Below are 20088 nucleotides of genomic sequence, written 5' to 3'. Positions count from 1 at the left end.
ACCGCTTAGGCGGTGGCGAGCGTTCTTTCGAGCGCCGCAAGGAACGCTTCGTTTTCTTCCGGCAGGCCGATCGTGACGCGCAACCATTGCGGCAGACCATAGTTGCCCACCGGCCGCACGATCACCCCCTGCTTCAGCAATTCGAGGTTGACACGGTTGCCGGCCGCGTCGTCGTTGCCGACGCGCACCAGCACGAAGTTGCCGTCCGACGGCACATACTCGAGACCGAGCTTGTCGAACGCTTCGGTCAGACGGCGATAGCCTTGCGTGTTCAACGCCGCGCTTTTTTCCAGAAACGCCGTATCGTTCAGCGCCGCGATCGCCGCGGCTTGCGCCAGCGTGTTGACATTGAACGGCTGACGCAGACGATTCAGCAGATCGGTCAACTCAGGCTGCGCGATCGCAAAGCCGACACGCAAGCCCGCCAGACCGAACGCCTTCGAGAACGTGCGCGACACCAGCAGGTTCGGATAACGGCGCACCCACGCGATCGAGTCGTAGCGCTTGGCTTGCGGCAGATATTCCGTGTACGCCTCGTCGAGCACGACCGCCACGTTGCGCGGCACCTTGTCGAGAAACGCCTCGAGCTTCGGACCTTCGATAAACGTGCCAGTCGGGTTGTTCGGATTGGCGACGAAGATCAGGCGCGTGTCGTTCGTAATAGCCGCGAGCATCGCGTCGAGGTCGTGACCGTAGTTGACGGCGGGCACGATGATCGCGCGCGCGCCCACGCCTTGCGTGGCCAACGCGTAGACCGCGAACGAATACTGCGCGTAGACGATCGACTGATCCTTTTCCACGAACGCGTGCGCCGCGATTTCGAGGATGTCGTTGCTGCCGTTGCCCAGCGTGATCCAGTCGGCCGGCACGCCGTAGCGTTCGCTCAGTGCCGCCTTCAGCTCGAACGCATTCGCGTCCGGATAGCGGCCGAGTTCGCCGGCTGCCTGCGCCATTGCGCGCTGCGCCGATTCCGGCATGCCCAGCGGGTTCTCGTTCGAGGCGAGTTTCACGATGGTCGCTTCGTCGAGGCCGAACTCACGCGCCACTTCCGAAATCGGTTTGCCGGCGACGTAGGGCGCAATCGCGCGCACATAGGAAGGACCGAAAGACGCTGTCATGAAATCTCCGAACGATTATTAGCTAATGAGTATGCGGTTGACCTTGCAATGCCGCTGAACGCCGTTTGAAGCTATCGGGCGCGCGGGTACGAGCCCAGGATCTTCAGGAACGCGGCCTTCTCGCCAAGCTCGACGAGCGCGGCGGCGACTGACGGATCGTCCCGATGGCCTTCGACGTCGATGTAAAAGTAGTACTCCCACGTGCCGACGCGCGCCGGACGCGATTCGAAACGCGTCATCGAAACGCTGTGGCGAGCGAGCGGCTCGAGCAGCTTGAACACCGCGCCCGGCTCGTTCGCCACCGAAACGATCAGCGACGTCTGGTCATGCCCGCTCACGCCCGTGCGCTCCTTGCCGATCATCACGAAGCGGGTGCGGTTGTGCGGGTCGTCCTGGATCTGCGCATACGCGACTTGCAGACCGTAGTGCGTTGCCGCCCGATCGCCGGCGATGGCCGCGACGGTGGGATCTTCTGCCGCCATGCGCGCCGCTTCTGCGTTGCTCGACACCGCCTGGCGCTCCAGATGCGGCGCGTTCGTCGCGAGCCAGCGCTGGCACTGAGCGAGCGCCTGCGCGTGAGCGCACACGCGCGTCACGCCCGCGAGATCGCCGTTTTGCGTCAACAGGTTGTGGTGAATCGGCAAAGCCAGTTCGCCGCCGATCGTCAGCTGGGTTTGCAGCAGCAGATCGAGCGTGCGCGACACCGCGCCTTCGGTGGAATTCTCGACCGGCACGACGCCGAATTCCGCGGCGCCCGCCTCGACCGAGCGAAACACTTCGTCGATCGACGGGCAAGGCAGGCCTTCGATCGACTGACCGAAGTACTCGTGCATCGCCTGTTCGCTATAGGTGCCGACCGGTCCCAGATACGCAGCCTTGATCGTCTTTTCGAGCGCGCGGCTCGCGGCCATGATCTCGCGCCAGATTGCGCTGATATGCTCGCTCGCGAGCGGGCCCTCGCTCATGTCCTGCAAGCGCGCGATCACCTGCTGTTCGCGCTCCGGGCGGAACACCGGCGCGTTGAAGTGCTTCTTCACCTCGCCCACTTCGAGCGCCACCGCCGCGCGCTGATTGAGGAGCGCAATGAGTTGCGCGTCGATCTCGTCGATACGTTCGCGAAGAGGTTTGAGTCGGGTATTGAGTTCGTCGTCCATGCTTGAAAACGGCCTTGCCGGTAGCTGCTGGAAAGATGCGCGCGCCTGAATGTCCTGACAGTTTCAGGCGCTGCGCTGTTCGAATTCCTTCATGTATTCGACAAGCGCTTTGACGCCTTCGAGCGGGACAGCGTTATAAATCGACGCCCGCATGCCGCCGACGGACTTGTGGCCCTTTAGCTGCACCATTCCCCGCGCTTTCGCGCCGGCCAGGAAATCTTCGTTGCGCGACTCGTCAGCGAGGAAAAACGGTACGTTCATCCGCGAGCGCGAGCCGCGCTCGACCTTGTTCAGATAGAAGCTGCTCGAATCGATCGCGTCATACAACAGCTTCGATTTTTCGAGGTTGCGTGCTTCTATCGCGGCTAGGCCACCCTGCTTTTTCAACCACTTGAACACCAGCCCCGCGACGTAAATCGCATAGGTGGGCGGCGTGTTATACATCGAATTATTCTCGGCAACGATCTTCCATTCGAATGCCGACGGACAAATCGCTTGCGCGCGATTGAGCATGTCTTCGCGCACGATCACGACCGTCACGCCCGCCATGCCGATGTTCTTCTGCGCACCGCCGAAGAGCACGCCGTACTTGGCGATGTCCATGGGACGCGACAGGATGTGCGACGATGCGTCGGCCACGAGCGGAATATCGCCGAGATCGGGAATTTCGAAAGTTTCGACGCCGTGGATGGTCTCGTTCGTGCACAGATGCACATAAGCCGGATCGTCCGACAACTGCCATTCCGAACGCTTCGGCGCGCGCGTGAAACCGTCGGCCGTTTGGCCGCTCGCAGCCAGATGCACGGTGCCGTACTTTTGCGCTTCCTTGAAAGACTTTTGCGACCACGAGCCGGTGACGACGAAATCCGCGCGCGGCTTCGCGCCCATCAGATTCATCGGCACGATCGCGTTTTCACCCAGACCGCCACCTTGCAGGAACAGGATGCGATGGCTCGCCGGCACCTCGAGCAACTCACGCAGATCGACGAGCGCTTCCTCGTGGATCGACATGAACTCTTTGCCGCGATGGCTCATCTCCATCACGCTCATGCCGCTGCCTTGCCAATCGAGCATCTCGTCGGCAGCCTGACGCAGCACTTCTTCTGGCATGGCCGCGGGGCCCGCGGAGAAATTAAAGACGCGCATCGTGAGATCCTGGAAGCAGGCGCGAAAACGGGAAATCGCGCAAAAAACGGCGAAGCTGGGAGCCGCGAAGGCAACCATCATGAAGCTGACAACGCGATCCTGACGACCGCATCGCCAATAATTCCGCGCCGAAAAGAAAATGGCCGTTCGCGCTTGTGCGCAAACAGCCATTATCGCATTGTCGCCGCCAACCCGCCAAACCCCGCATGCCGTATAGCTTGCCGGGCGGCGGCTAGCGCGACATCAGCGCAGCCTTTCGACCTTTAGCTTGCCTGGCAGGCTTACTTCGCCGGCTTGACCGAAGCGACTTCCTTGTCGGCCTGGTCACGCGTTGCCTTGATCGATTGCGGCATGTACTTTTGCATGAGACCGTTCACGACGTCGCGGCCAACCTGGTCTTGCACCTGGATGAACTTGCGGCCGGTCGGGCTCTTGTAGAACGCGGTCAGGTCCTTGATTTCCGACGTGCTGTAGTACTTCGCGTATGCGTCGTATTGAGCTTGCATCGCGTCCTGACGGAAGCTGTCGGTTGCGAACACCTGGCCCGCGCCGTCAACCAGCTTCGGCACCGCGTTTTTTTGCAGCGCCGGGACGGAAGCCTGCTTCTGCTTGTCCGTCATCGTCTTGTTTTCGCTCAGGGCGTCCGACAGGATGGCCGGAACCAGTTGCTTGGCTTGCATCTGCGCGCTGTTGCCAATTGCGCCGACGAGCTTCTGCGCGTCGATTGCGTCCAGCAGTTCCTTGATGGCAGCCTGCTTGGCCGGATCAACCGGTGCCGCGGCAGCAGCCGGCGCCGCCGGAGCCTGGCTCTGAAGCGCTTGAGCCATGGCAAGGGTCGGCACGAAAGCAGCCAGCAACATCAGTTGTTTGAATCGTTTTTGCATCATTACTCCCTAATAGAAATGAACTTGAACTGCGAGCTGCGCGAGACGCGTATCGGCCCGACACGCCATTATTCTCCGCGCAGCTTTCAACTCGTTACTGAGACTGAAAGCAGCCGACGCGGATCAAACCGCATCGCCATTTTCACCGCCGTTGTCGCCTTCGGCTGGACCTTCGACGTCGGCTTCCACATCGACATCCGCTTCTGCCTCAGCAACCTGTTGCAGACCTGAAAGCTTGGTCCCTTCGTCAAGGCTGATGAGTGTAACACCTTGGGTTGCGCGTCCCATTTCTCGAATTTCCGACACACGCGTGCGGATCAGCACACCAGTAGTCGTGATCAGCATGATCTGCGCCTCCTGGTCCACCAGCGTGGCGGCGACGACCTTGCCGTTGCGCTCCGACGTCTGGATTGCGATCATGCCCTTCGTACCGCGCCCATGACGCGTGTACTCGGTGATCGGGGTGCGCTTGCCGAAACCGTTCTCGGTTGCGGTCAGCACCGACTGCTGCTCGTCGCCCGCAACCAACAGCGCGATCACGCTCTGGCCGTCTTCGAGCTGCATGCCGCGCACGCCGCGCGCCTCACGGCCCATCGGCCGCACGTCGTTCTCGTCGAAACGAACCGCCTTGCCCGAATCGGAGAACAGCATCACGTCGTGCTGGCCGTCCGTGATGGCCGCGCCGATCAGGTAGTCGCCGTCATCCAGTCCGACCGCAATAATACCCTTGCGCAACGGTCGGCTAAAGGCTTCCAGCGGGGTCTTCTTTACCGTTCCCAAGGCGGTGGCCATGAACACGAACTTGTCGGCCGAGAACTCCTTGACCGGCAGCACGACCGTAATCTTTTCGCCTTCCTGCAGCGGGAACATATTGACGATCGGCCGGCCGCGCGAATTCCGCGAACCCTGCGGCACCTCGTAGACCTTGACCCAATAAACACGGCCGCGATTCGAGAAGCACAGAATGTGATCGTGCGTGTTGGCGATGAAGAGCGTGTCGATCCAGTCGTCTTCCTTCATGGAAGTGGCCTGCTTGCCGCGACCACCGCGTTTCTGAGCGCGATATTCGGACAACGGCTGCGATTTCACGTAGCCGGTATGCGACATGGTCACGACCATTTCCTGCGGCGTGATCAGATCTTCGGTGTTCAACTCGGTTGCGTTCAACTCGATCTTCGAGCGGCGCGCGTCGCCGAATTCGGCTTTGACCGACGTCAGTTCGTCGACGATGATCGCCGTAATGCGTTCCGGGCGGGCCAGAATGTCCAGCAAGTCGGCGATTTGCGCCATTACTTCGCGGTACTCGCCGATGATCTTGTCCTGCTCCAGACCCGTCAGGCGTTGCAGACGCATCTGCAGGATTTCCTGAGCCTGGGTGTCGGAGAGACGGTAGAGTCCGTCGGACTGCATGCCGAAGGACGGATTCAATCCGTCCGGACGATAGGCTTCGCGACCACCGGCCGACGCGTTTTCCGTCTCGGCACGCGCCAACATCTCGCGCACCAGCGACGAATCCCACGGACGCGCCATCAATTCCTGTTTGGCGATCGGAGGAGTTGGCGCGGCCTTGATGATCGCGATGAACTCGTCGATGTTGGCGAGCGCCACCGCGAGGCCCTCGAGCACGTGGCCGCGTTCGCGGGCCTTACGCAGTTCGTATACAGTGCGCCGCGTCAGCACTTCCCGGCGATGCGACAGGAAGCACGACAGCATTTCCTTCAGGTTCAGCAGCTTCGGCTGGCCGTCGACCAGCGCGACCATGTTCATGCCGAACGTGTCCTGGAGCTGGGTGGCCTTGTACAGATTGTTGAGCACCACCTCGGGCACTTCGCCGCGCTTGAGTTCGATGACGACGCGCATGCCGCTCTTGTCCGACTCGTCGCGGATGTCGGAGATGCCTTCGAGCTTCTTTTCGTTGACCAGTTCGGCGATGCGCTCCAGAAGCGAGCGCTTGTTCACCTGATACGGCAACTCGTCGACGATGATCGCCATGCGCTGGCCGCGATCGATTTCCTCGAAGTGCGTGAGCGCGCGCATCACCACGCGGCCGCGGCCCGTGCGATAGCCGTCGCGCACGCCGGCCACGCCGTAGATGATGCCGGCGGTCGGGAAATCAGGCGCGGGGACGATCTCGATCAGTTCGTCGATCGTGGCTTCCGGGTTCTTGAGCAAATGCTGGCACGCGTCGACGACCTCGTTGAGGTTGTGCGGCGGGATATTGGTCGCCATGCCGACCGCGATGCCGGACGAGCCATTGATCAGCAGATTGGGGATGCGCGCCGGCAGAATGGCCGGTTCGTTTTCGCTGCCGTCGTAGTTCGGCGTGAAGTCGACCGTTTCCTTGTCGATGTCGGCCAGCAGTTCGTGGCCTATCTTCGCCATGCGGATTTCGGTGTACCGCATGGCCGCGGCGTTGTCGCCGTCGACCGAACCGAAGTTGCCTTGGCCGTCCACCAGCATGTAGCGCAGCGAAAAGTCCTGCGCCATCCGGACGATGGTGTCGTAGACAGCGGTGTCGCCGTGCGGGTGATATTTACCGATCACATCGCCGACGATACGCGCCGACTTCTTGTAAGCCCGGTTCCAGTCGTTGTTGAGCTCGTGCATGGCGTACAGCACGCGCCGGTGCACCGGCTTCAGGCCATCGCGAACATCGGGAAGCGCACGCCCCACGATCACGCTCATCGCGTAATCGAGATACGAACGGCGCATTTCCTCCTCTAGGGAGATTGGCAGAGTCTCTTTGGCGAATTGATCCATTATCCGTATCTTTTACGTGCCAAGGCGGCAGTAAACCGCGCCTTCGCGTAAGCATTGCAGGCGCAACGCATCACGCGATTCTAACATGCCGCGTATTCCGCCCTGGCGCGGGTACGTATACCTATTAGCGGGCGCGCGTGAAGAGCGCGCCGCCGCCCCACTTTCGAGCCGAAGCAGGCTCGAATTGTGCGTGGCGCAATCCGCCGCTGAGCCATGACTGGCGGCCCGTCCAGGCGATTGCTTTTGTTGCGCATGCACCACAATTGGAGGGCGATTCGATCGGGGGCGGATTTTTTTATCGTCGGAAGGGAACGATATGGCAAAATGCCAACGCACAAAGAGTTAGACACTGCTCGAAGTCTACACAGCACCTTTTTTGTTCTGCACCGATGTTATACTTCGAGCAATGTATGACTTGTCTTCGTCAACAGGCTCGCAGTAAACCTGCGGTAATCTCAATTTCGAGAGGAGAAATATGAATAAACTTTCAAAGCTCGCGTTCATTGCAGCTACCGCGGTTATGGCTGCATCCGCCATGGCACAGTCGGTGCCGGCGTCGCGACAAGCTACGAACGACAACTGGGTGAATGGTACCGGCGAATACGTGTGGATGAACGGCACGAACGAACTCTGCTGGCGCGATGCATTCTGGACGCCGGCAACGGCCAACGCCAAGTGCGACGGCGCCCTGGTTGCTCAGGCTCCGACGCCGCCGGCTCCGGTCGCACCCGCACCAGCCATCACCAGCCAAAAGATCACGTATCAAGCTGACGCACTGTTCGACTTCGACAAGGCGATCCTGAAGCCGGCAGGCAAGGAAAAGCTGAACGATCTCGCATCGAAGATCCAAGGCCTGAACCTGGAAGTCGTCGTCGCAACGGGTTACACGGACCGCATCGGTTCGGACAAGTACAACGACCGTCTGTCGCTGCGCCGTGCTCAAGCTGTCAAGGCATACCTGGTCAGCAAGGGCATCGAATCCAACCGTATCTATACGGAAGGCAAGGGCAAGCGCAACCCGGTCACGACCGGCTGCAACCAGAAGAACCACAAGCAACTCGTCGCCTGCCTCGCACCGGATCGTCGCGTGGAAGTCGAAGTTGTCGGTACTTCGAAGCAGTAAGCTACAAATTACCGCAGTATCGAAAAGCCCCGCTTCGGCGGGGCTTTTTTGTGTCCGCCCTCTGCGGCGCCAGCGGATTCCCGAAACGCGGGCGCAATGCCTCCTCTAAATGCTTCGTGGCGCCGATGGACGGCATTTTGCCGCCTCGCCCCTCCGCCTATATACTCACGGTTTATCCTCGAGCACCCTCTCATCGAGGCAGCTTTCGCCATGACCAACGCCGATCCCCACGAACTACAGAAATTTAGCGATCTAGCGCATCGTTGGTGGGACCCGAATGCCGAATTCAAACCGCTGCACGAACTTAACCCGATTCGCCTGAGCTGGATCGACGCCCATGCACATTTGCCCGGCAAGAACGTTCTGGACATCGGCTGCGGCGGCGGCATTTTGTCGGAATCCATGGCAGGACTGGGCGCGCATGTTAAAGGCATCGATCTGTCGAACCAGGCGCTCGGCGTCGCCGATCTTCACAGCCTTGAAAGCGGCGTAACGGTTAGTTACGAAGAAATCGCCGCCGAGGCACTCGCAGCGCGCGAACCGGGAACCTACGACGTCGTTACCTGCATGGAAATGCTGGAGCACGTACCGCAGCCAGCCGCCATTGTCGAGGCATGCAAGACACTGGTGAAACCCGGCGGCTGGGTGTTCTTCTCCACGCTGAACCGCAATGTGAAGTCGTACCTGTTCGCTGTGATCGGCGCCGAATACATCGCGCGAATGCTACCGAAGGGCACCCACGACTACGCGCGCTTCATCCGCCCGTCGGAATTGGCGGGTTTCGTGCGCGCCGCCGGCCTGCGCACGGCCGATATCAAGGGCATTGTCTACAATCCGCTCAGCAAGCATTTCACGCTGTCCGCCGACACGAGCGTGAACTACATGCTCGCCTGCCGCCGCGACGTCTGATCCGCCCCGACCCGCCGGACTTGGACTATTAATGAGCGATCCCACGCCCCTGCCCCAACGCGAAGACAACGACGATGCGCTCGGTCTTTGCCAGGCCGTACTGTTTGACCTGGACGGCACCTTGGCCGACACGGCGCCTGATCTCGCGGCCGCCGTCAACAAAATGCGGCACGATCGCGGCCTCGCAATGGTGCCGCTCGAAAACCTCCGCCCACTTGCTTCCGCGGGAGCGCGCGGGCTGATCTGCGGCGCGTTCGGGATTGGCCCGGAGGATCACGAGTTCGCCTCGATGCGGGAAGAATTCCTCGCTAACTACGAAGCCGACCTGTGCATCGAGACAACGCTGTTTCCGGGCATTCCCGAATTACTCGACGAACTCGACGCACGAGGCGTGCGCTGGGGCGTTGTCACGAACAAGGTCGCGCGGCTCACCGAGCCGTTGATTGCGCAACTCGGCCTCGAGGAGCGCGCGGGCTGCGTGGTGAGCGGCGACACGACGGCGCATTCGAAGCCGCACCCTGCACCTTTGCTGCACGCCGCGCGCGAACTGGACGTGGTGCCCGAGCGCATTGTCTACGTTGGCGACGACCTGCGCGACGTGCAAGCGGGCTTCGCCGCCGGCATGAAGACGGTGGCGGCCGCGTACGGTTACTGCGGCGACGATATTCCGCCGACGCAATGGCACGCACAACACGTCGTGCAATCACCGGCTGAGTTGCAAAGACTGCTGCGCGAGATCGGCTAACGCGCGCGCGGACTGCGTTGCGGCCGCGACAGCACAAGGCCGCGCCGCAAACAATCAGCGAGGACGCGGCGTTCAAACTATTGTAAAATTGCTGTTGGCCCATAAGTACTGGGCAACGAACCGCGGGGGCGACCTGGTTTCGACAGGGGTTGCGAAGCGGCTAGGGCATGTCGAGGACCCGTCACCTCGTTAATCAATGGGAAAAACGTAACTGCAAACGACGATACGTTCGCACTGGCAGCCTAAGGGCCGCCGTCCTCTGCCTAGTTCACTGACGGGCTAGAGTCGCAAGACCGGTAGCAATACCGACAGAGGTCATATACGTCAGTTAAGCCTTGGCGGTGTCACGACGTCCGGGTCGAAAATCTAGTGAATCGCCGTAGTGCAGCGTGTTCGTCCGCGTCGCTGCGGTTAAATGAAAAGACTGAACTAAACATGTAGAACTGGTCGTAGAGTGCTTCTGGACGCGGGTTCGATTCCCGCCGCCTCCACCAAATTCTGTTCCAGCAGAGTCCTAGAACCCGCGATAGCTTTTGCTTCGCGGGTTTTTGCTGCCTGTCGCTGTCCTTCCCGCCGGCCACCCGCTCTGCCTGGCTGCCGCAACAAACCCGGGTTCACAAAACACCGCTCAGGGTGGAAGATGCGCCGCATCCGCGCGCGCCGCCGCCCACACGACGCATTTCTCATAGTCCATTCTCCAGTTCTGTCCCAAGGCGACCGTGTCCCCATCGGCTCGTCGTCGCGAACGGCGAATATCATTTGGGCTTTCAGCAGGCCAGCGAGTCGCTTCCGGTGTCAACCCAGCACCAGTTCGTCGGTAAGATTCCCGACCGCTGCGATTGGTCACGCGCTACGCCGCCGGCATTCCCACCGGCACCCGGCATCCACTGGAAGCACGGAAAGCGCGGCAATTGCTGCAGTTTCTCGCCTCGCCCGAAGCCGCCGCCGACATCGCCGGAACCGGTCTCGACCCGCTGAACAAGAAGTGAATGGAATAAACGGCAACGCTCGATCGTTTGTACGTCACGCGCGGCCGCACGCCGCGTTCCGCGCGAGACCAACACCAAAATTCAGGAGCCGACAACATGCGCAAGACTCTCTTCTGCCTCGCCCTTCTCGCACTGCAGCAGACGGCGTTCGCCGAGGCGCCGAAAGTCGTCGACGGCCGCTTCGTCACCGCCGACGGCATGACGCTTTACACCTTCGACAAGGACACCACGCCTGGCGTGAGCGCCTGCACTGGCGGCTGCGTGAATTATTGGCCCGCGGCAACAGCTAGCCCATCGGACAAGCCATCGGGCGACTGGACGTTGATTCCCGGCGCCGACGGCAAGCAGCAGTGGGCGTACAAGGGCCGTCCGCTCTATCGCTACGCGGCCGATAAGCAGGCGGGCGATACGAAGGGAGACGGCTTCAAGGACGTGTGGCATACGGCGAAGCCCTGAACGAGCGTCAGTCCCAAACAGCTAGGCGGTACGGCCAAACGCAAAACGCCGGCAGAACGCCGGCGTTTCGCCAACAAACAGACCCCCCGCTTACTCGTCTTTCGGACACTGCAGGTTGCAGCCGTTCGGGTCGCCCATGTCGCCGCGCTTGCGCTTGGCCGACTTGTTGCCGTGCTGATATTTGTCCGAAGGCGCGGACGCGGCGAACGGCATTTGCGGATGTTCCGCGAGGCGGAACTCGTCCTGCAAGATGCCGCCCGGCACACCGGGTGAATTCTGTGCAAAGGCAACCGAAGCAGTGGCGACCAGCACACCGGCCGTCGCGGCGGCAACGCATGCGTGAAGAAATACTTTCATGTCGATTCAGCGCGTTCGCGCGCGGTTAGGGTCAAAGCGGAAAGCTGAGAGAGTATCCCAAACGGACACCCCGCGCAGTGCCCAACCCTGCTTTATGTTTACAACCGCTTACGCCGCGGCTTCGCCGAGTCCAAACTCCAGGTCGAGCAGCTTGCCGCAGTCGCGCGGATCGTAGCCTTCGAGGTAGTCGACGCTCTGCCGGAACGCCGCGCCGCGCAGCAATTCGATCACCGTCGCGAGCGGCCCGCGCTCGAGCCGCGCGCGGTCGCACGCGAAGTAATAGTCTTCGTCGACGACCGGAATGAAGTCGAGCCCGAAATGATGCGCGGCGGGCTCCACGCCGAAGCCCGCATCCGCCATGCCGCTCGCCACGAACGCCGCGATCGCCGAGTGCGTGAGTTCGGTCGACGCATAGCCGTTGACGCGATCCGGATCGACCCCGACTTTGCGTAGCGCAAGATCGAGCAGCATGCGCGTGCCCGAGCCGGGCTGGCGAGTGACGAAGCGAATATCGTCGCGCGCGAGATCGCTCAGGCCGCCGATTCCCTTCGGATTGCCCTTGCCGAGGAAGAGCCCCTGCTTGCGCCGCGTCAGATGCACGAGCACATGACGCTGCGGATCCAGCCAGCGCCGATAGGTATCGGCACAGACCGCGCGAAACTCGCCGAGCGGCAAATGAAAGCCGGCCAGATCGCACTCGCCGCGCGAGAGCGCAATGACCGAGTCGGCGCTGTCGCGGTACTTGATATCGACCGGCAGATCGTTGGCGACCAACGTCGTGACGAGCGCGGCCACCGCGTAGCCATGCGACGCGTGAATGCGCACGTTCTCGGTGGGCGGCGCGAGCCAGCGGTTCAGATCGCTCGCCACCTCGCTCGCGAGTGCCCGCATGTTGCCGTCGAGCCGCTCGCCGCACAAACGTTGCGCGCGCAGCACCGCTTGCCCGAGTTCGGAGAGCACGGAGCCGCGGCCGCGTTCCTTCGCGATCAGAGGACCGCCCAAACGCTCCTCGATACCACGCAGCAAACCCCACGCGTGACGGTAGGACAAACCCTTAAGCGTCGCCGCCTGCGCGATGCTGCCGGACTCGTCCACCAACGCGAGCAGCGGCACCACGTCCGACAGGCTTACCTCCCGGCCGTCCGGACCCTTCACCACCAGTTGTGCCTGGCACTCTATCCTGATCATATATGCTCAATCATTTCCTATTGCGCAAGCCGTTCCTGCCGCATATCGTTGGGTATCTTATATATCTAACAAGCAAAGCATACGTGCACGCATTATGAATCACAAGTGCATATATATGACTTTGGAGGAGCCCCCACTTGGACGATTCAAACGCCATCGCGCCGGAGCAGATCGTGCAGCGTCACGCACAACCGGGAATGTCGCTGCTAGCGGTACTGCACGCGATTCAGGACGAACTCGGCTACGTGCCGCCTGACACGGTCGCGCCGCTCGCAAGAGCGATGAACCTGTCGCGCGCGGAAGTGCACGGCGTCATCACCTATTACCACCACTTTCGCACGCATCCCGCCGCGCCTGTCACGGTGCAACTGTGCCGCGCCGAGGCATGCCGCAGCATGGGCACCGAAGCGCTCGCGCAGCATATCGAGGCGCATACCGGTTGTCGATTCGACGCGGAGCATCAGCATGATGCGACGGTCGAACTGGAGTCGGTGTACTGCCTCGGCCAGTGCGCGCTGTCACCGGCGCTGATGCTCAACGGCACCTTGCACGCCAGGGTCACGCCGCAGAAGTTCGACGCCATCTTCGCGGCCGCCAGCAAATGTGTGGAGGTGACGGCATGACGCGCATCTACGTTCCCTGCGACTCCTCCGCGCTGGCGCTCGGCGCCGATGCGCTTGCCGAAGCAATCGCGGCCGAGGCCGCACGCCGCGGCATCGAAATCGAACTGGTTCGCAACGGGTCGCGCGGCCTGCTGTGGCTCGAGCCGCTCGTCGAGGTCGCAACCGCGGCAGGCCGCATCGGCTACGCCAACATCGAGGCGAGCGACGTCGCGGCGCTCTTCGACGCCGGCTTCGTGGAAGGCGGCGAGCATGCGCGGCGCGTCGGCGTGGTCGACGACATTCCCTACCTGAAGAAGCAGCAGCGCCTGACCTTCGCGCGCATCGGCATCACCGATCCGCTTTCGATCGACGATTACGCCGCCCACGGCGGCCTCGAAGGTCTGCGCAACGCACTGCAAACCGACGGCGACGCCGCCTGCGAAGCCTTGATCGAATCCGGTCTGCGCGGCCGCGGCGGCGCGGCCTTCCCGGCCGGCATCAAATGGCGCACGGTGCGCGGCGCCAAGGCGGCGCAGAAGTACATCGTCTGCAATGCGGACGAAGGCGACTCCGGCACCTTCTCCGATCGCCTCGTGATGGAAAGCGATCCCTACGTGCTGATCGAAGGGATGATCATCGCGGGCGTCGTGACCGGCGCGACGGTCGGCTACATCTACGTGCGCAGCGAATATCCGCATTCGATCGCGACGCTCGAAGCCGCGATCGCCAAGGCGCGCGCCGCCGGCTGGCTCGGCGACAGCGTGCTCGGCTCGGCGCATCGCTTCGACCTGTTCGTGGCGAAGGGCGCCGGCGCTTACGTATGCGGCGAGGAAACCGCGCTGCTCGAATCGCTCGAAGGCAAACGCGGCATCGTGCGCGCGAAGCCGCCGGTGCCCGCGCTCGTCGGCCTCTACGGCCAGCCCACGGTGATCAACAACGTCATCACGCTCGCCACCGTGCCGATCATCTTCGCGCGCGGCGCGGCGTTCTACAAAGACTTCGGCATGGGCCGTTCGCGCGGCACGCTGCCGTTCCAGCTCGCCGGCAACGTGAAGCAAGGCGGCCTGGTCGAACTCGCGTTCGGCGTGACGCTGCGCGAACTGCTGTACGACTACGGCGGCGACACGGCAAGCGGCCGGCCGGCGCGCGCGGTGCAGGTGGGCGGCCCGCTCGGCACGTATCTGCCGGAAAGCCAGTGGGACATTCCGATGGACTACGAGGCGTATGCGGCGGTCGGCGCGGTGGTCGGCCACGGCGGCCTCGTCGTGCATGACGACACGTCGAACCTCGCCGAACTCGCGCAGTACGCGATGCATTTCTGCGCGCTCGAATCCTGCGGCAAGTGCACGCCATGCCGGATCGGCTCGACGCGCGGCGTCGAGGTGATCGCACGGATCCGCAACGGCGATACCTCCACGCGGCAAGTGCAGTTGCTGCGCGATCTGTGCGACACGATGGTGTCCGGATCGCTGTGCGCGATGGGCGGCATGACGCCGTTCCCGGTTCTCTCCGCGCTCGACCATTTCCCCGAAGACTTCGGTCTCGCCAACCTAGACGATAGCGCGCCCAAAGCGGCCGCGGCCTGACCCAGGAGCCCCACCATGTCCGACATGCTCAACTCCCCTGCCGGCGGCTGCGGCTCCGGCAACTGCGCGTGCAAATCGCAAGCGCAACAACGCGCGACCCGCTCGGTGTACGACGACACCGACTACGGCACGCCGGCGCGCCACGCCGACATCGACGTCACGCTCGAAATCGACGGCCAGTCGATCACCGTTCCAGCCGGCACCTCGGTGATGCGCGCCGCCGCCGAGGCCGGCGTGAACGTGCCGAAGCTCTGTGCGACCGATTCGCTCGAACCGTTCGGCTCGTGCCGCCTATGTCTGGTCGAGATCGAAGGCAAGCGCGGCTATCCCGCGTCGTGCACGACGCCGGTCGAAGCCGGCATGAAGGTCCGCACGCAAACGGATCGTCTGCAATCGCTGCGCCGCAACGTGATGGAGCTGTACATCTCCGATCACCCGCTCGATTGCCTCACCTGCCCCGCCAACGGCGACTGCGAACTGCAGGACATGGCGGGCGTGACCGGCTTGCGCGAAGTGCGCTACGGCTTCGACGGCGCGAATCACCTGAAGGACAAAAAAGACGAATCGAATCCGTACTTCACGTATGACCCGTCGAAGTGCATCGTCTGCAATCGCTGCGTGCGCGCGTGCGAGGAAACGCAAGGCACGTTCGCGCTGACCATCGCCGGGCGCGGTTTCGAATCGCGCGTGGCGGCGAGCGAAAACAAGCCGTTCATGGACTCGGAATGCGTGTCGTGCGGCGCGTGCGTCGCCGCGTGCCCGACCGCTACCCTGCAGGAGAAAACCGTCATCATGCTCGGCCAGGCCGAGCACTCGGTCATCACCACTTGCGCGTATTGCGGCGTCGGCTGCTCGTTCAAGGCGGAGATGAAGGGCAACGAGGTCGTGCGCATGGTGCCGCACAAGAACGGCGCGGCCAACGAAGGCCACGCCTGCGTGAAGGGCCGCTTCGCCTGGGGCTACGCAACGCACAAGGACCGCATCACCAAGCCGATGATCCGCGCGAAGATCACCGATCCGTGGCGCGAAGTCAGCTGGGAAGAAGCGCTCAACTACGCGGCTTCGGAGTTCCGCCGCATTCAGGCGAAGTACGGCCGCGACTCGATCGGCGGCATCACGTCGTCGCGTTGCACGAACGAGGAAACCTATCTCGTGCAAAAGCTCGTGCGCGCCGCGTTCGGCAACAACAACGTGGACACCTGCGCGCGCGTGTGCCACTCGCCCACCGGCTACGGCCTGAAGACCACGCTCGGCGAATCGGCGGGCACGCAGACCTTCGCCTCGGTCGACAAAGCCGACGTCATCGTGGTAATCGGCGCGAATCCGACCGACGGCCATCCGGTGTTCGGCTCGCGTCTGAAGCGCCGCGTGCGTGAGGGCGCGAAGCTGATCGTCGTCGATCCGCGCCGCATCGATATCGTCGATACGGCGCACGTGAAGGCCTCGCATCATCTGCAATTGCGCCCCGGCACCAACGTGGCCGTCGTGAATGCGCTGGCTCACGTGATCGTGACCGAAGGCTTGCTGAACGAAGCGTTCGTCGCCGAGCGTTGCGACACGCGCGCCTTCCAGCAATGGCGCGATTTCGTGGCGCTGCCGGAGAACGCGCCGGAAGCGACCGAGGAAGTCACCGGCGTGCCGGCGCAAGCCGTACGCGAAGCCGCCCGCATCTACGCCACCGGCGGCAACGCCGCGATCTACTACGGCCTCGGCGTCACCGAACACGCGCAAGGTTCGACCACGGTGATGGGCATCGCGAATCTGGCGATGGCCACCGGCAACATCGGCCGCGAAGGCGTGGGCGTGAATCCGCTGCGCGGTCAGAACAACGTGCAGGGCTCGTGCGACATGGGCTCGTTCCCGCATGAGTTGCCGGGCTACCGCCACATCAGCGACACGGTCACGCGCACGCTGTTCGAGCAAGCGTGGAACGTCACGCTGCAGCCGGAACCGGGGCTGCGCATTCCGAACATGTTCGACGCGGCGCTCGACGGCAGCTTCATGGGCCTGTACTGCCAGGGCGAGGACATCGTGCAGTCCGACCCGAACACGCATCATGTATCGGCGGCGCTGTCGTCGATGGAATGCATCGTCGTGCAGGATATTTTCCTGAACGAGACCGCCAAGTACGCGCACGTGCTGCTGCCGGGTTCGTCGTTCCTCGAAAAGGACGGTACTTTCACCAACGCGGAGCGCCGTATCTCGCGCGTGCGCAAGGTGATGCCGCCGCTGCCGGGTTACGCGGACTGGGAAGTGACCATACTGCTCGCGCGTGCGCTCGGCTACGAGATGGACTACACGCATCCGTCGCAGATCATGGACGAGATCGCGCGTCTCACGCCGACTTTCCACGGCGTCTCGTACAAGAAGCTCGACGAGCTCGGCAGCATTCAGTGGCCGTGCAACGAGAACGCGCCGGACGGCACGCCGACCATGCACATCGACACCTTCGTGCGCGGCAAGGGCAAGTTCGTCATCACGAAGTTCATCGCGTCGCCGGAAAAGGTCACGCGCAAGTTCCCGCTGCTGCTCACGACGGGCCGCATCCTGTCGCAGTACAACGTGGGCGCGCAAACGCGCCGCACCGAGAACTCGCGCTGGCACGACGAGGACCGGCTGGAAATCCATCCGCACGATGCCGAGGAACGCGGCATCAAGATGGACGACTGGGTCGGCATCGAATCGCGTGCGGGGCAGACTGTGCTGCGCGCCAAAATCACTGAACGGATGCAGCCGGGCGTCGTCTACACGACGTTCCACTTCCCCGAATCGGGCGCGAACGTGATCACCACCGAGAGTTCGGACTGGGCAACCAACTGCCCGGAATACAAGGTGACCGCGGTGCAGGTGATGCCGGTCGAACAGCCGTCGCAATGGCAGAAGGACTACTCGCGCTTCAACACCGAGCAGCTGGATCTGCTGAAGCATCGCGAGTTGGCCAACGTGACGTCGGGCAAGTGAGGCGAGCATGGACAAGCAGAACCTGATCGACATGGCGAACCGGATCGGCGAGTTTTTCGAGTCGATGCCGGATCACGAGGAAGCACTCGCCGGCGTCGCCGATCATATCCACCGCTTCTGGGAGCCGCGCATGCGGCGCGCATTGCTGGCGTCGCTGGATCACCCGGACGCCGACGGCATTGCGATGTCGGCGATCGTCAAGGAAGCGCTCGTCAAGCATCGTGAGGCGCTGACGCCGGCTGCGCCCGCCACGGCCTGAGCAGGCGCGGCTGTCGCCATCTTTTGGCGAAGCGGGCGGCAATTGCCGCCCGCCCGTCACCCCACCGCAACCCACCGCAACACCCCGCAGCCAGCACGCGAGGCGGCCCCTCACAGGGCCGCCTGCTCCGGTATCTCGCCGCTCACCGCAAACCACGCTTCGCAGTGTCGCGCCAGGCCGTGCAGATCGGAGCCGGTGCGCCCGCGCGCGCTGATGTAGCCGTCCGGCCGCACCAGATAGAACGACGGCCGCGTGCGTCCATACGATTCGGCGAGTGCCGGACCACCGTCGCCGGTCGTATCCGTGATGCGCCAGATGCGCACCGCGCCCGGCAGCAATGTCTCCACCTCGGCGGCGAGCCGCTCCAGTTCCGCGTCCGGCGGCGGCGCGTGCTTCGCCGCGGGATCGAGCGGCGTTTCGTCGACGGGCAACGGCGGCACCAGCAGGAACAGCGAGAAGAACGCCGGGTCGTGCAGATCGTAAATGCAGCCGACGCCCGGCGCGCGGCCGAGCGGTCCGTCCACCACATGCACCAGCGCATCGGGCGCCCTTTCGCCGGCACGCGGGCCGCCGTCGAGCACGCGTTCAAACGTAAGCGGACTGCGCCGGTACTGGATCGACAACTCGCTGATGGTCAGGCGCGCCGCATCGCGCAGCGGCCCGAGCGCGGCGAGCACCGGCATCACGCGCTCGCGCAGCAGCTTCAATGGTCCATGATCGGCCTCGGCCATCTGCGTGATGAAGCCGGTCTGCCGCAGCACGTCGCGTTCGATCGGATGACGTTCGAGATGATAGGTGTCGAGCAAACGGTCCGGCGCCGCGCCCTTTAAAACGAGCGCGAGCTTCCAGCCGAGATTGAACGCTTCCTGAATGCCCGTGTTCATGCCTTGCGCGCCGGCCGGACTGTGGACGTGCGCGGCGTCGCCCGCGAGGAAGATGCGGCCGACGCGCAGCCGCTCGACCATCCGGCTGTTCACATGAAAATACGACGACCACGCGAGATCCGACACGTCGACTCGTTCGCGCACGCGCCGCGCGATCAGCGCCTTGCATGCTTCGAGCGACGGCGCGGGCACGCTGTTGAGCGGCGGCTCGCCCAACACCGCCGGCGTCGCGAGCGTGGCGCGCGACACGCCGCCAGCAGGCTCGGCCGCATGATCCGCGATCAGACGATGCCGGCCATGGCCCATCGGAAACAACGCGACCAGGCCCTCGCCGGAAGCGAAAATATGGAACTCGTCTTCGGGCCAATCGGTTTCGGCGTGCAGATCGGCGAGCAGGAAAGTCTGCTCGAAGGTCTTGCCCGTGAAGCTCAAACCCAGCCGATGACGGATCGCGCTGTGCGCGCCGTCGGCGGCGATCATGTACGACGGACGCAGCGTTTCCGTGTGGCCGTCCGCGCGCCGCAGCGTCGCCTGAACGCCCGCGGCGCCCTGCGAAAACATGGTCAGTTCCACGCCCCGTTCGACCGTCACGCCGAACTCCGCCAGATGCTCGGTCAGCAGACGTTCAGTCACCGACTGATCGAGAAACAGCAGATACGGATAGCGCGTGTGCAGCGGATCGAAATCGAGCTGCGCGAGGCGCATGCCGTTGGAAAAAAGGTTAGCGGCACGCGCGCGATGACCTCGTTCCAGAAACCGCTCGACCAGCCGATGCTGCTCGAGTAGTTCGAGCGTGCGCGCCTGGATGCCGATGGCCCGCGAGTACGGGTTCGGTCGCATCGCTTTGTCGATCAGACGCACGGGGATGTGGGCACGCGCGAGACTCATCGCCGCGGCAAGCCCGGTGGGCCCCGCCCCGACGATCAGCACCGGCGACGCGTCGTTTGCAGCAGCGTCCATGCAGAAC

General features: G+C 63.2%; 17 protein-coding genes and 1 other RNA gene. 10 read left to right on the top strand and 8 right to left on the bottom strand.

Features of this window, described 5'->3' with window-relative positions:
- Positions 1-5 precede the first annotated feature (5 nt).
- The 5 genes from hisC to gyrA all read right to left on the bottom strand — a co-directional run bounded on the left by hisC (position 6) and on the right by gyrA (position 7062).
- On the bottom strand, positions 6-1118 hold the full coding sequence (gene hisC / locus ACTJLC_RS13175) for a histidinol-phosphate transaminase (RefSeq protein ID WP_310130208.1): 1113 nt from the start codon (positions 1116-1118) through the stop codon (positions 6-8).
- 71 nt (positions 1119-1189) lie between these two features.
- On the bottom strand, positions 1190-2272 hold the full coding sequence (pheA, locus tag ACTJLC_RS13170; RefSeq protein ID WP_073427163.1) for a prephenate dehydratase: 1083 nt from the start codon (positions 2270-2272) through the stop codon (positions 1190-1192).
- Positions 2273-2335: 63 nt separating this feature from the next.
- Positions 2336-3418 (bottom strand): 3-phosphoserine/phosphohydroxythreonine transaminase, encoded by a 1083-nt coding sequence (gene serC / locus ACTJLC_RS13165; RefSeq protein ID WP_073427162.1) that lies wholly within the window; start codon positions 3416-3418, stop codon positions 2336-2338.
- Between the two features lie 281 nt (positions 3419-3699).
- Positions 3700-4302: a DUF2059 domain-containing protein gene (locus ACTJLC_RS13160; RefSeq protein ID WP_073427240.1), complete on the bottom strand. Its 603-nt coding sequence runs from the start codon at positions 4300-4302 to the stop codon at positions 3700-3702.
- 123 nt (positions 4303-4425) lie between these two features.
- The gene (gyrA, locus tag ACTJLC_RS13155; RefSeq protein WP_073427161.1) at positions 4426-7062 is read right to left on the bottom strand and encodes a DNA gyrase subunit A; all 2637 of its coding nucleotides are present in this window, start codon (positions 7060-7062) and stop codon (positions 4426-4428) included.
- Positions 7063-7537: 475 nt separating this feature from the next.
- Between gyrA and ompA the strand changes: the two genes are divergently transcribed.
- From ompA to ACTJLC_RS13125, 6 genes are all read left to right on the top strand, one after another.
- Positions 7538-8185, top strand: a complete 648-nt coding sequence (gene ompA / locus ACTJLC_RS13150) for an outer membrane protein OmpA (RefSeq protein ID WP_073427160.1) — start codon at positions 7538-7540, stop codon at positions 8183-8185.
- A 210-nt stretch (positions 8186-8395) separates the two neighbouring features.
- On the top strand, positions 8396-9094 hold the full coding sequence (gene ubiG, locus ACTJLC_RS13145) for a bifunctional 2-polyprenyl-6-hydroxyphenol methylase/3-demethylubiquinol 3-O-methyltransferase UbiG (protein WP_073427159.1): 699 nt from the start codon (positions 8396-8398) through the stop codon (positions 9092-9094).
- Between the two features lie 31 nt (positions 9095-9125).
- Positions 9126-9839, top strand: coding sequence for a phosphoglycolate phosphatase (gene gph / locus ACTJLC_RS13140; protein WP_073427158.1), 714 nt, complete (start codon positions 9126-9128; stop codon positions 9837-9839).
- A 124-nt stretch (positions 9840-9963) separates the two neighbouring features.
- Positions 9964-10333, top strand: a transfer-messenger RNA (tmRNA) gene (ssrA, locus tag ACTJLC_RS13135).
- Between the two features lie 345 nt (positions 10334-10678).
- Positions 10679-10828, top strand: coding sequence for a hypothetical protein (locus tag ACTJLC_RS13130; RefSeq protein ID WP_310314629.1), 150 nt, complete (start codon positions 10679-10681; stop codon positions 10826-10828).
- 96 nt (positions 10829-10924) lie between these two features.
- A complete protein-coding gene (locus tag ACTJLC_RS13125; protein WP_073427156.1) occupies positions 10925-11284 on the top strand; it encodes a COG4315 family predicted lipoprotein in 360 nt (119 codons plus the stop codon).
- A gap of 90 nt (positions 11285-11374) precedes the next feature.
- On the opposite strand, the gene ACTJLC_RS13120 is transcribed toward ACTJLC_RS13125, so the two are convergent.
- Together ACTJLC_RS13120 and ACTJLC_RS13115 are read right to left on the bottom strand one after the other, a co-directional pair.
- Positions 11375-11641 carry a hypothetical protein gene (locus tag ACTJLC_RS13120; RefSeq protein WP_073427155.1) on the bottom strand — a complete coding sequence of 89 codons (267 nt, stop codon included), beginning with the start codon at positions 11639-11641 and terminating at the stop codon, positions 11375-11377.
- A gap of 108 nt (positions 11642-11749) precedes the next feature.
- Positions 11750-12829: a substrate-binding domain-containing protein gene (locus ACTJLC_RS13115; protein ID WP_083083300.1), complete on the bottom strand. Its 1080-nt coding sequence runs from the start codon at positions 12827-12829 to the stop codon at positions 11750-11752.
- A gap of 137 nt (positions 12830-12966) precedes the next feature.
- Here ACTJLC_RS13115 and ACTJLC_RS13110 point away from each other — a divergent pair, with 137 nt between their 5' ends.
- From ACTJLC_RS13110 to ACTJLC_RS13095, 4 genes are read left to right on the top strand one after another with little or no spacing between them, the layout of a single operon-like run.
- Positions 12967-13452: an NAD(P)H-dependent oxidoreductase subunit E gene (locus ACTJLC_RS13110; RefSeq protein ID WP_073427153.1), complete on the top strand. Its 486-nt coding sequence runs from the start codon at positions 12967-12969 to the stop codon at positions 13450-13452.
- A complete protein-coding gene (locus ACTJLC_RS13105) occupies positions 13449-15017 on the top strand; it encodes a formate dehydrogenase beta subunit (RefSeq protein WP_440844174.1) in 1569 nt (522 codons plus the stop codon). The genes ACTJLC_RS13110 and ACTJLC_RS13105 overlap by 4 nt, the downstream gene beginning before the upstream one ends.
- Positions 15018-15032: 15 nt before the next feature.
- Complete coding sequence (fdhF, locus tag ACTJLC_RS13100) at positions 15033-17978, top strand: formate dehydrogenase subunit alpha (RefSeq protein WP_310314640.1); 2946 nt, start codon at positions 15033-15035, stop codon at positions 17976-17978.
- 7 nt (positions 17979-17985) lie between these two features.
- Complete coding sequence (locus ACTJLC_RS13095) at positions 17986-18237, top strand: formate dehydrogenase subunit delta (RefSeq protein WP_440844172.1); 252 nt, start codon at positions 17986-17988, stop codon at positions 18235-18237.
- Between the two features lie 110 nt (positions 18238-18347).
- On the opposite strand, the gene ACTJLC_RS13090 is transcribed toward ACTJLC_RS13095, so the two are convergent.
- Positions 18348-20081, bottom strand: a complete 1734-nt coding sequence (locus ACTJLC_RS13090) for an FAD-dependent monooxygenase (RefSeq protein WP_114163031.1) — start codon at positions 20079-20081, stop codon at positions 18348-18350.
- Positions 20082-20088 lie beyond the last annotated feature (7 nt).

Origin of the sequence: Paraburkholderia sp. 22099, assembly GCF_052045835.1 — a bacterium.
Classification (GTDB): Bacteria; Pseudomonadota; Gammaproteobacteria; order Burkholderiales; family Burkholderiaceae; genus Paraburkholderia; species Paraburkholderia terricola.
The sequence above is the reverse complement of the archived record's forward strand: the minus strand, read 5'-3'. Positions and strand labels throughout refer to the sequence as shown.

Coding starts and splice junctions, on each gene's coding strand:
- hisC (WP_310130208.1), bottom strand. CDS start 1,118: ATGACAGCGTCTTTCGGTCCTTCCTATGTGCGCGCGATTGCGCCCTAC.
- pheA (WP_073427163.1), bottom strand. CDS start 2,272: ATGGACGACGAACTCAATACCCGACTCAAACCTCTTCGCGAACGTATC.
- serC (WP_073427162.1), bottom strand. CDS start 3,418: ATGCGCGTCTTTAATTTCTCCGCGGGCCCCGCGGCCATGCCAGAAGAA.
- ACTJLC_RS13160 (WP_073427240.1), bottom strand. CDS start 4,302: ATGCAAAAACGATTCAAACAACTGATGTTGCTGGCTGCTTTCGTGCCG.
- gyrA (WP_073427161.1), bottom strand. CDS start 7,062: ATGGATCAATTCGCCAAAGAGACTCTGCCAATCTCCCTAGAGGAGGAA.
- ompA (WP_073427160.1), top strand. CDS start 7,538: ATGAATAAACTTTCAAAGCTCGCGTTCATTGCAGCTACCGCGGTTATG.
- ubiG (WP_073427159.1), top strand. CDS start 8,396: ATGACCAACGCCGATCCCCACGAACTACAGAAATTTAGCGATCTAGCG.
- gph (WP_073427158.1), top strand. CDS start 9,126: ATGAGCGATCCCACGCCCCTGCCCCAACGCGAAGACAACGACGATGCG.
- ACTJLC_RS13125 (WP_073427156.1), top strand. CDS start 10,925: ATGCGCAAGACTCTCTTCTGCCTCGCCCTTCTCGCACTGCAGCAGACG.
- ACTJLC_RS13120 (WP_073427155.1), bottom strand. CDS start 11,641: ATGAAAGTATTTCTTCACGCATGCGTTGCCGCCGCGACGGCCGGTGTG.
- ACTJLC_RS13115 (WP_083083300.1), bottom strand. CDS start 12,829: ATGATCAGGATAGAGTGCCAGGCACAACTGGTGGTGAAGGGTCCGGAC.
- ACTJLC_RS13105 (WP_440844174.1), top strand. CDS start 13,449: ATGACGCGCATCTACGTTCCCTGCGACTCCTCCGCGCTGGCGCTCGGC.
- fdhF (WP_310314640.1), top strand. CDS start 15,033: ATGTCCGACATGCTCAACTCCCCTGCCGGCGGCTGCGGCTCCGGCAAC.
- ACTJLC_RS13095 (WP_440844172.1), top strand. CDS start 17,986: ATGGACAAGCAGAACCTGATCGACATGGCGAACCGGATCGGCGAGTTT.
- ACTJLC_RS13090 (WP_114163031.1), bottom strand. CDS start 20,081: ATGGACGCTGCTGCAAACGACGCGTCGCCGGTGCTGATCGTCGGGGCG.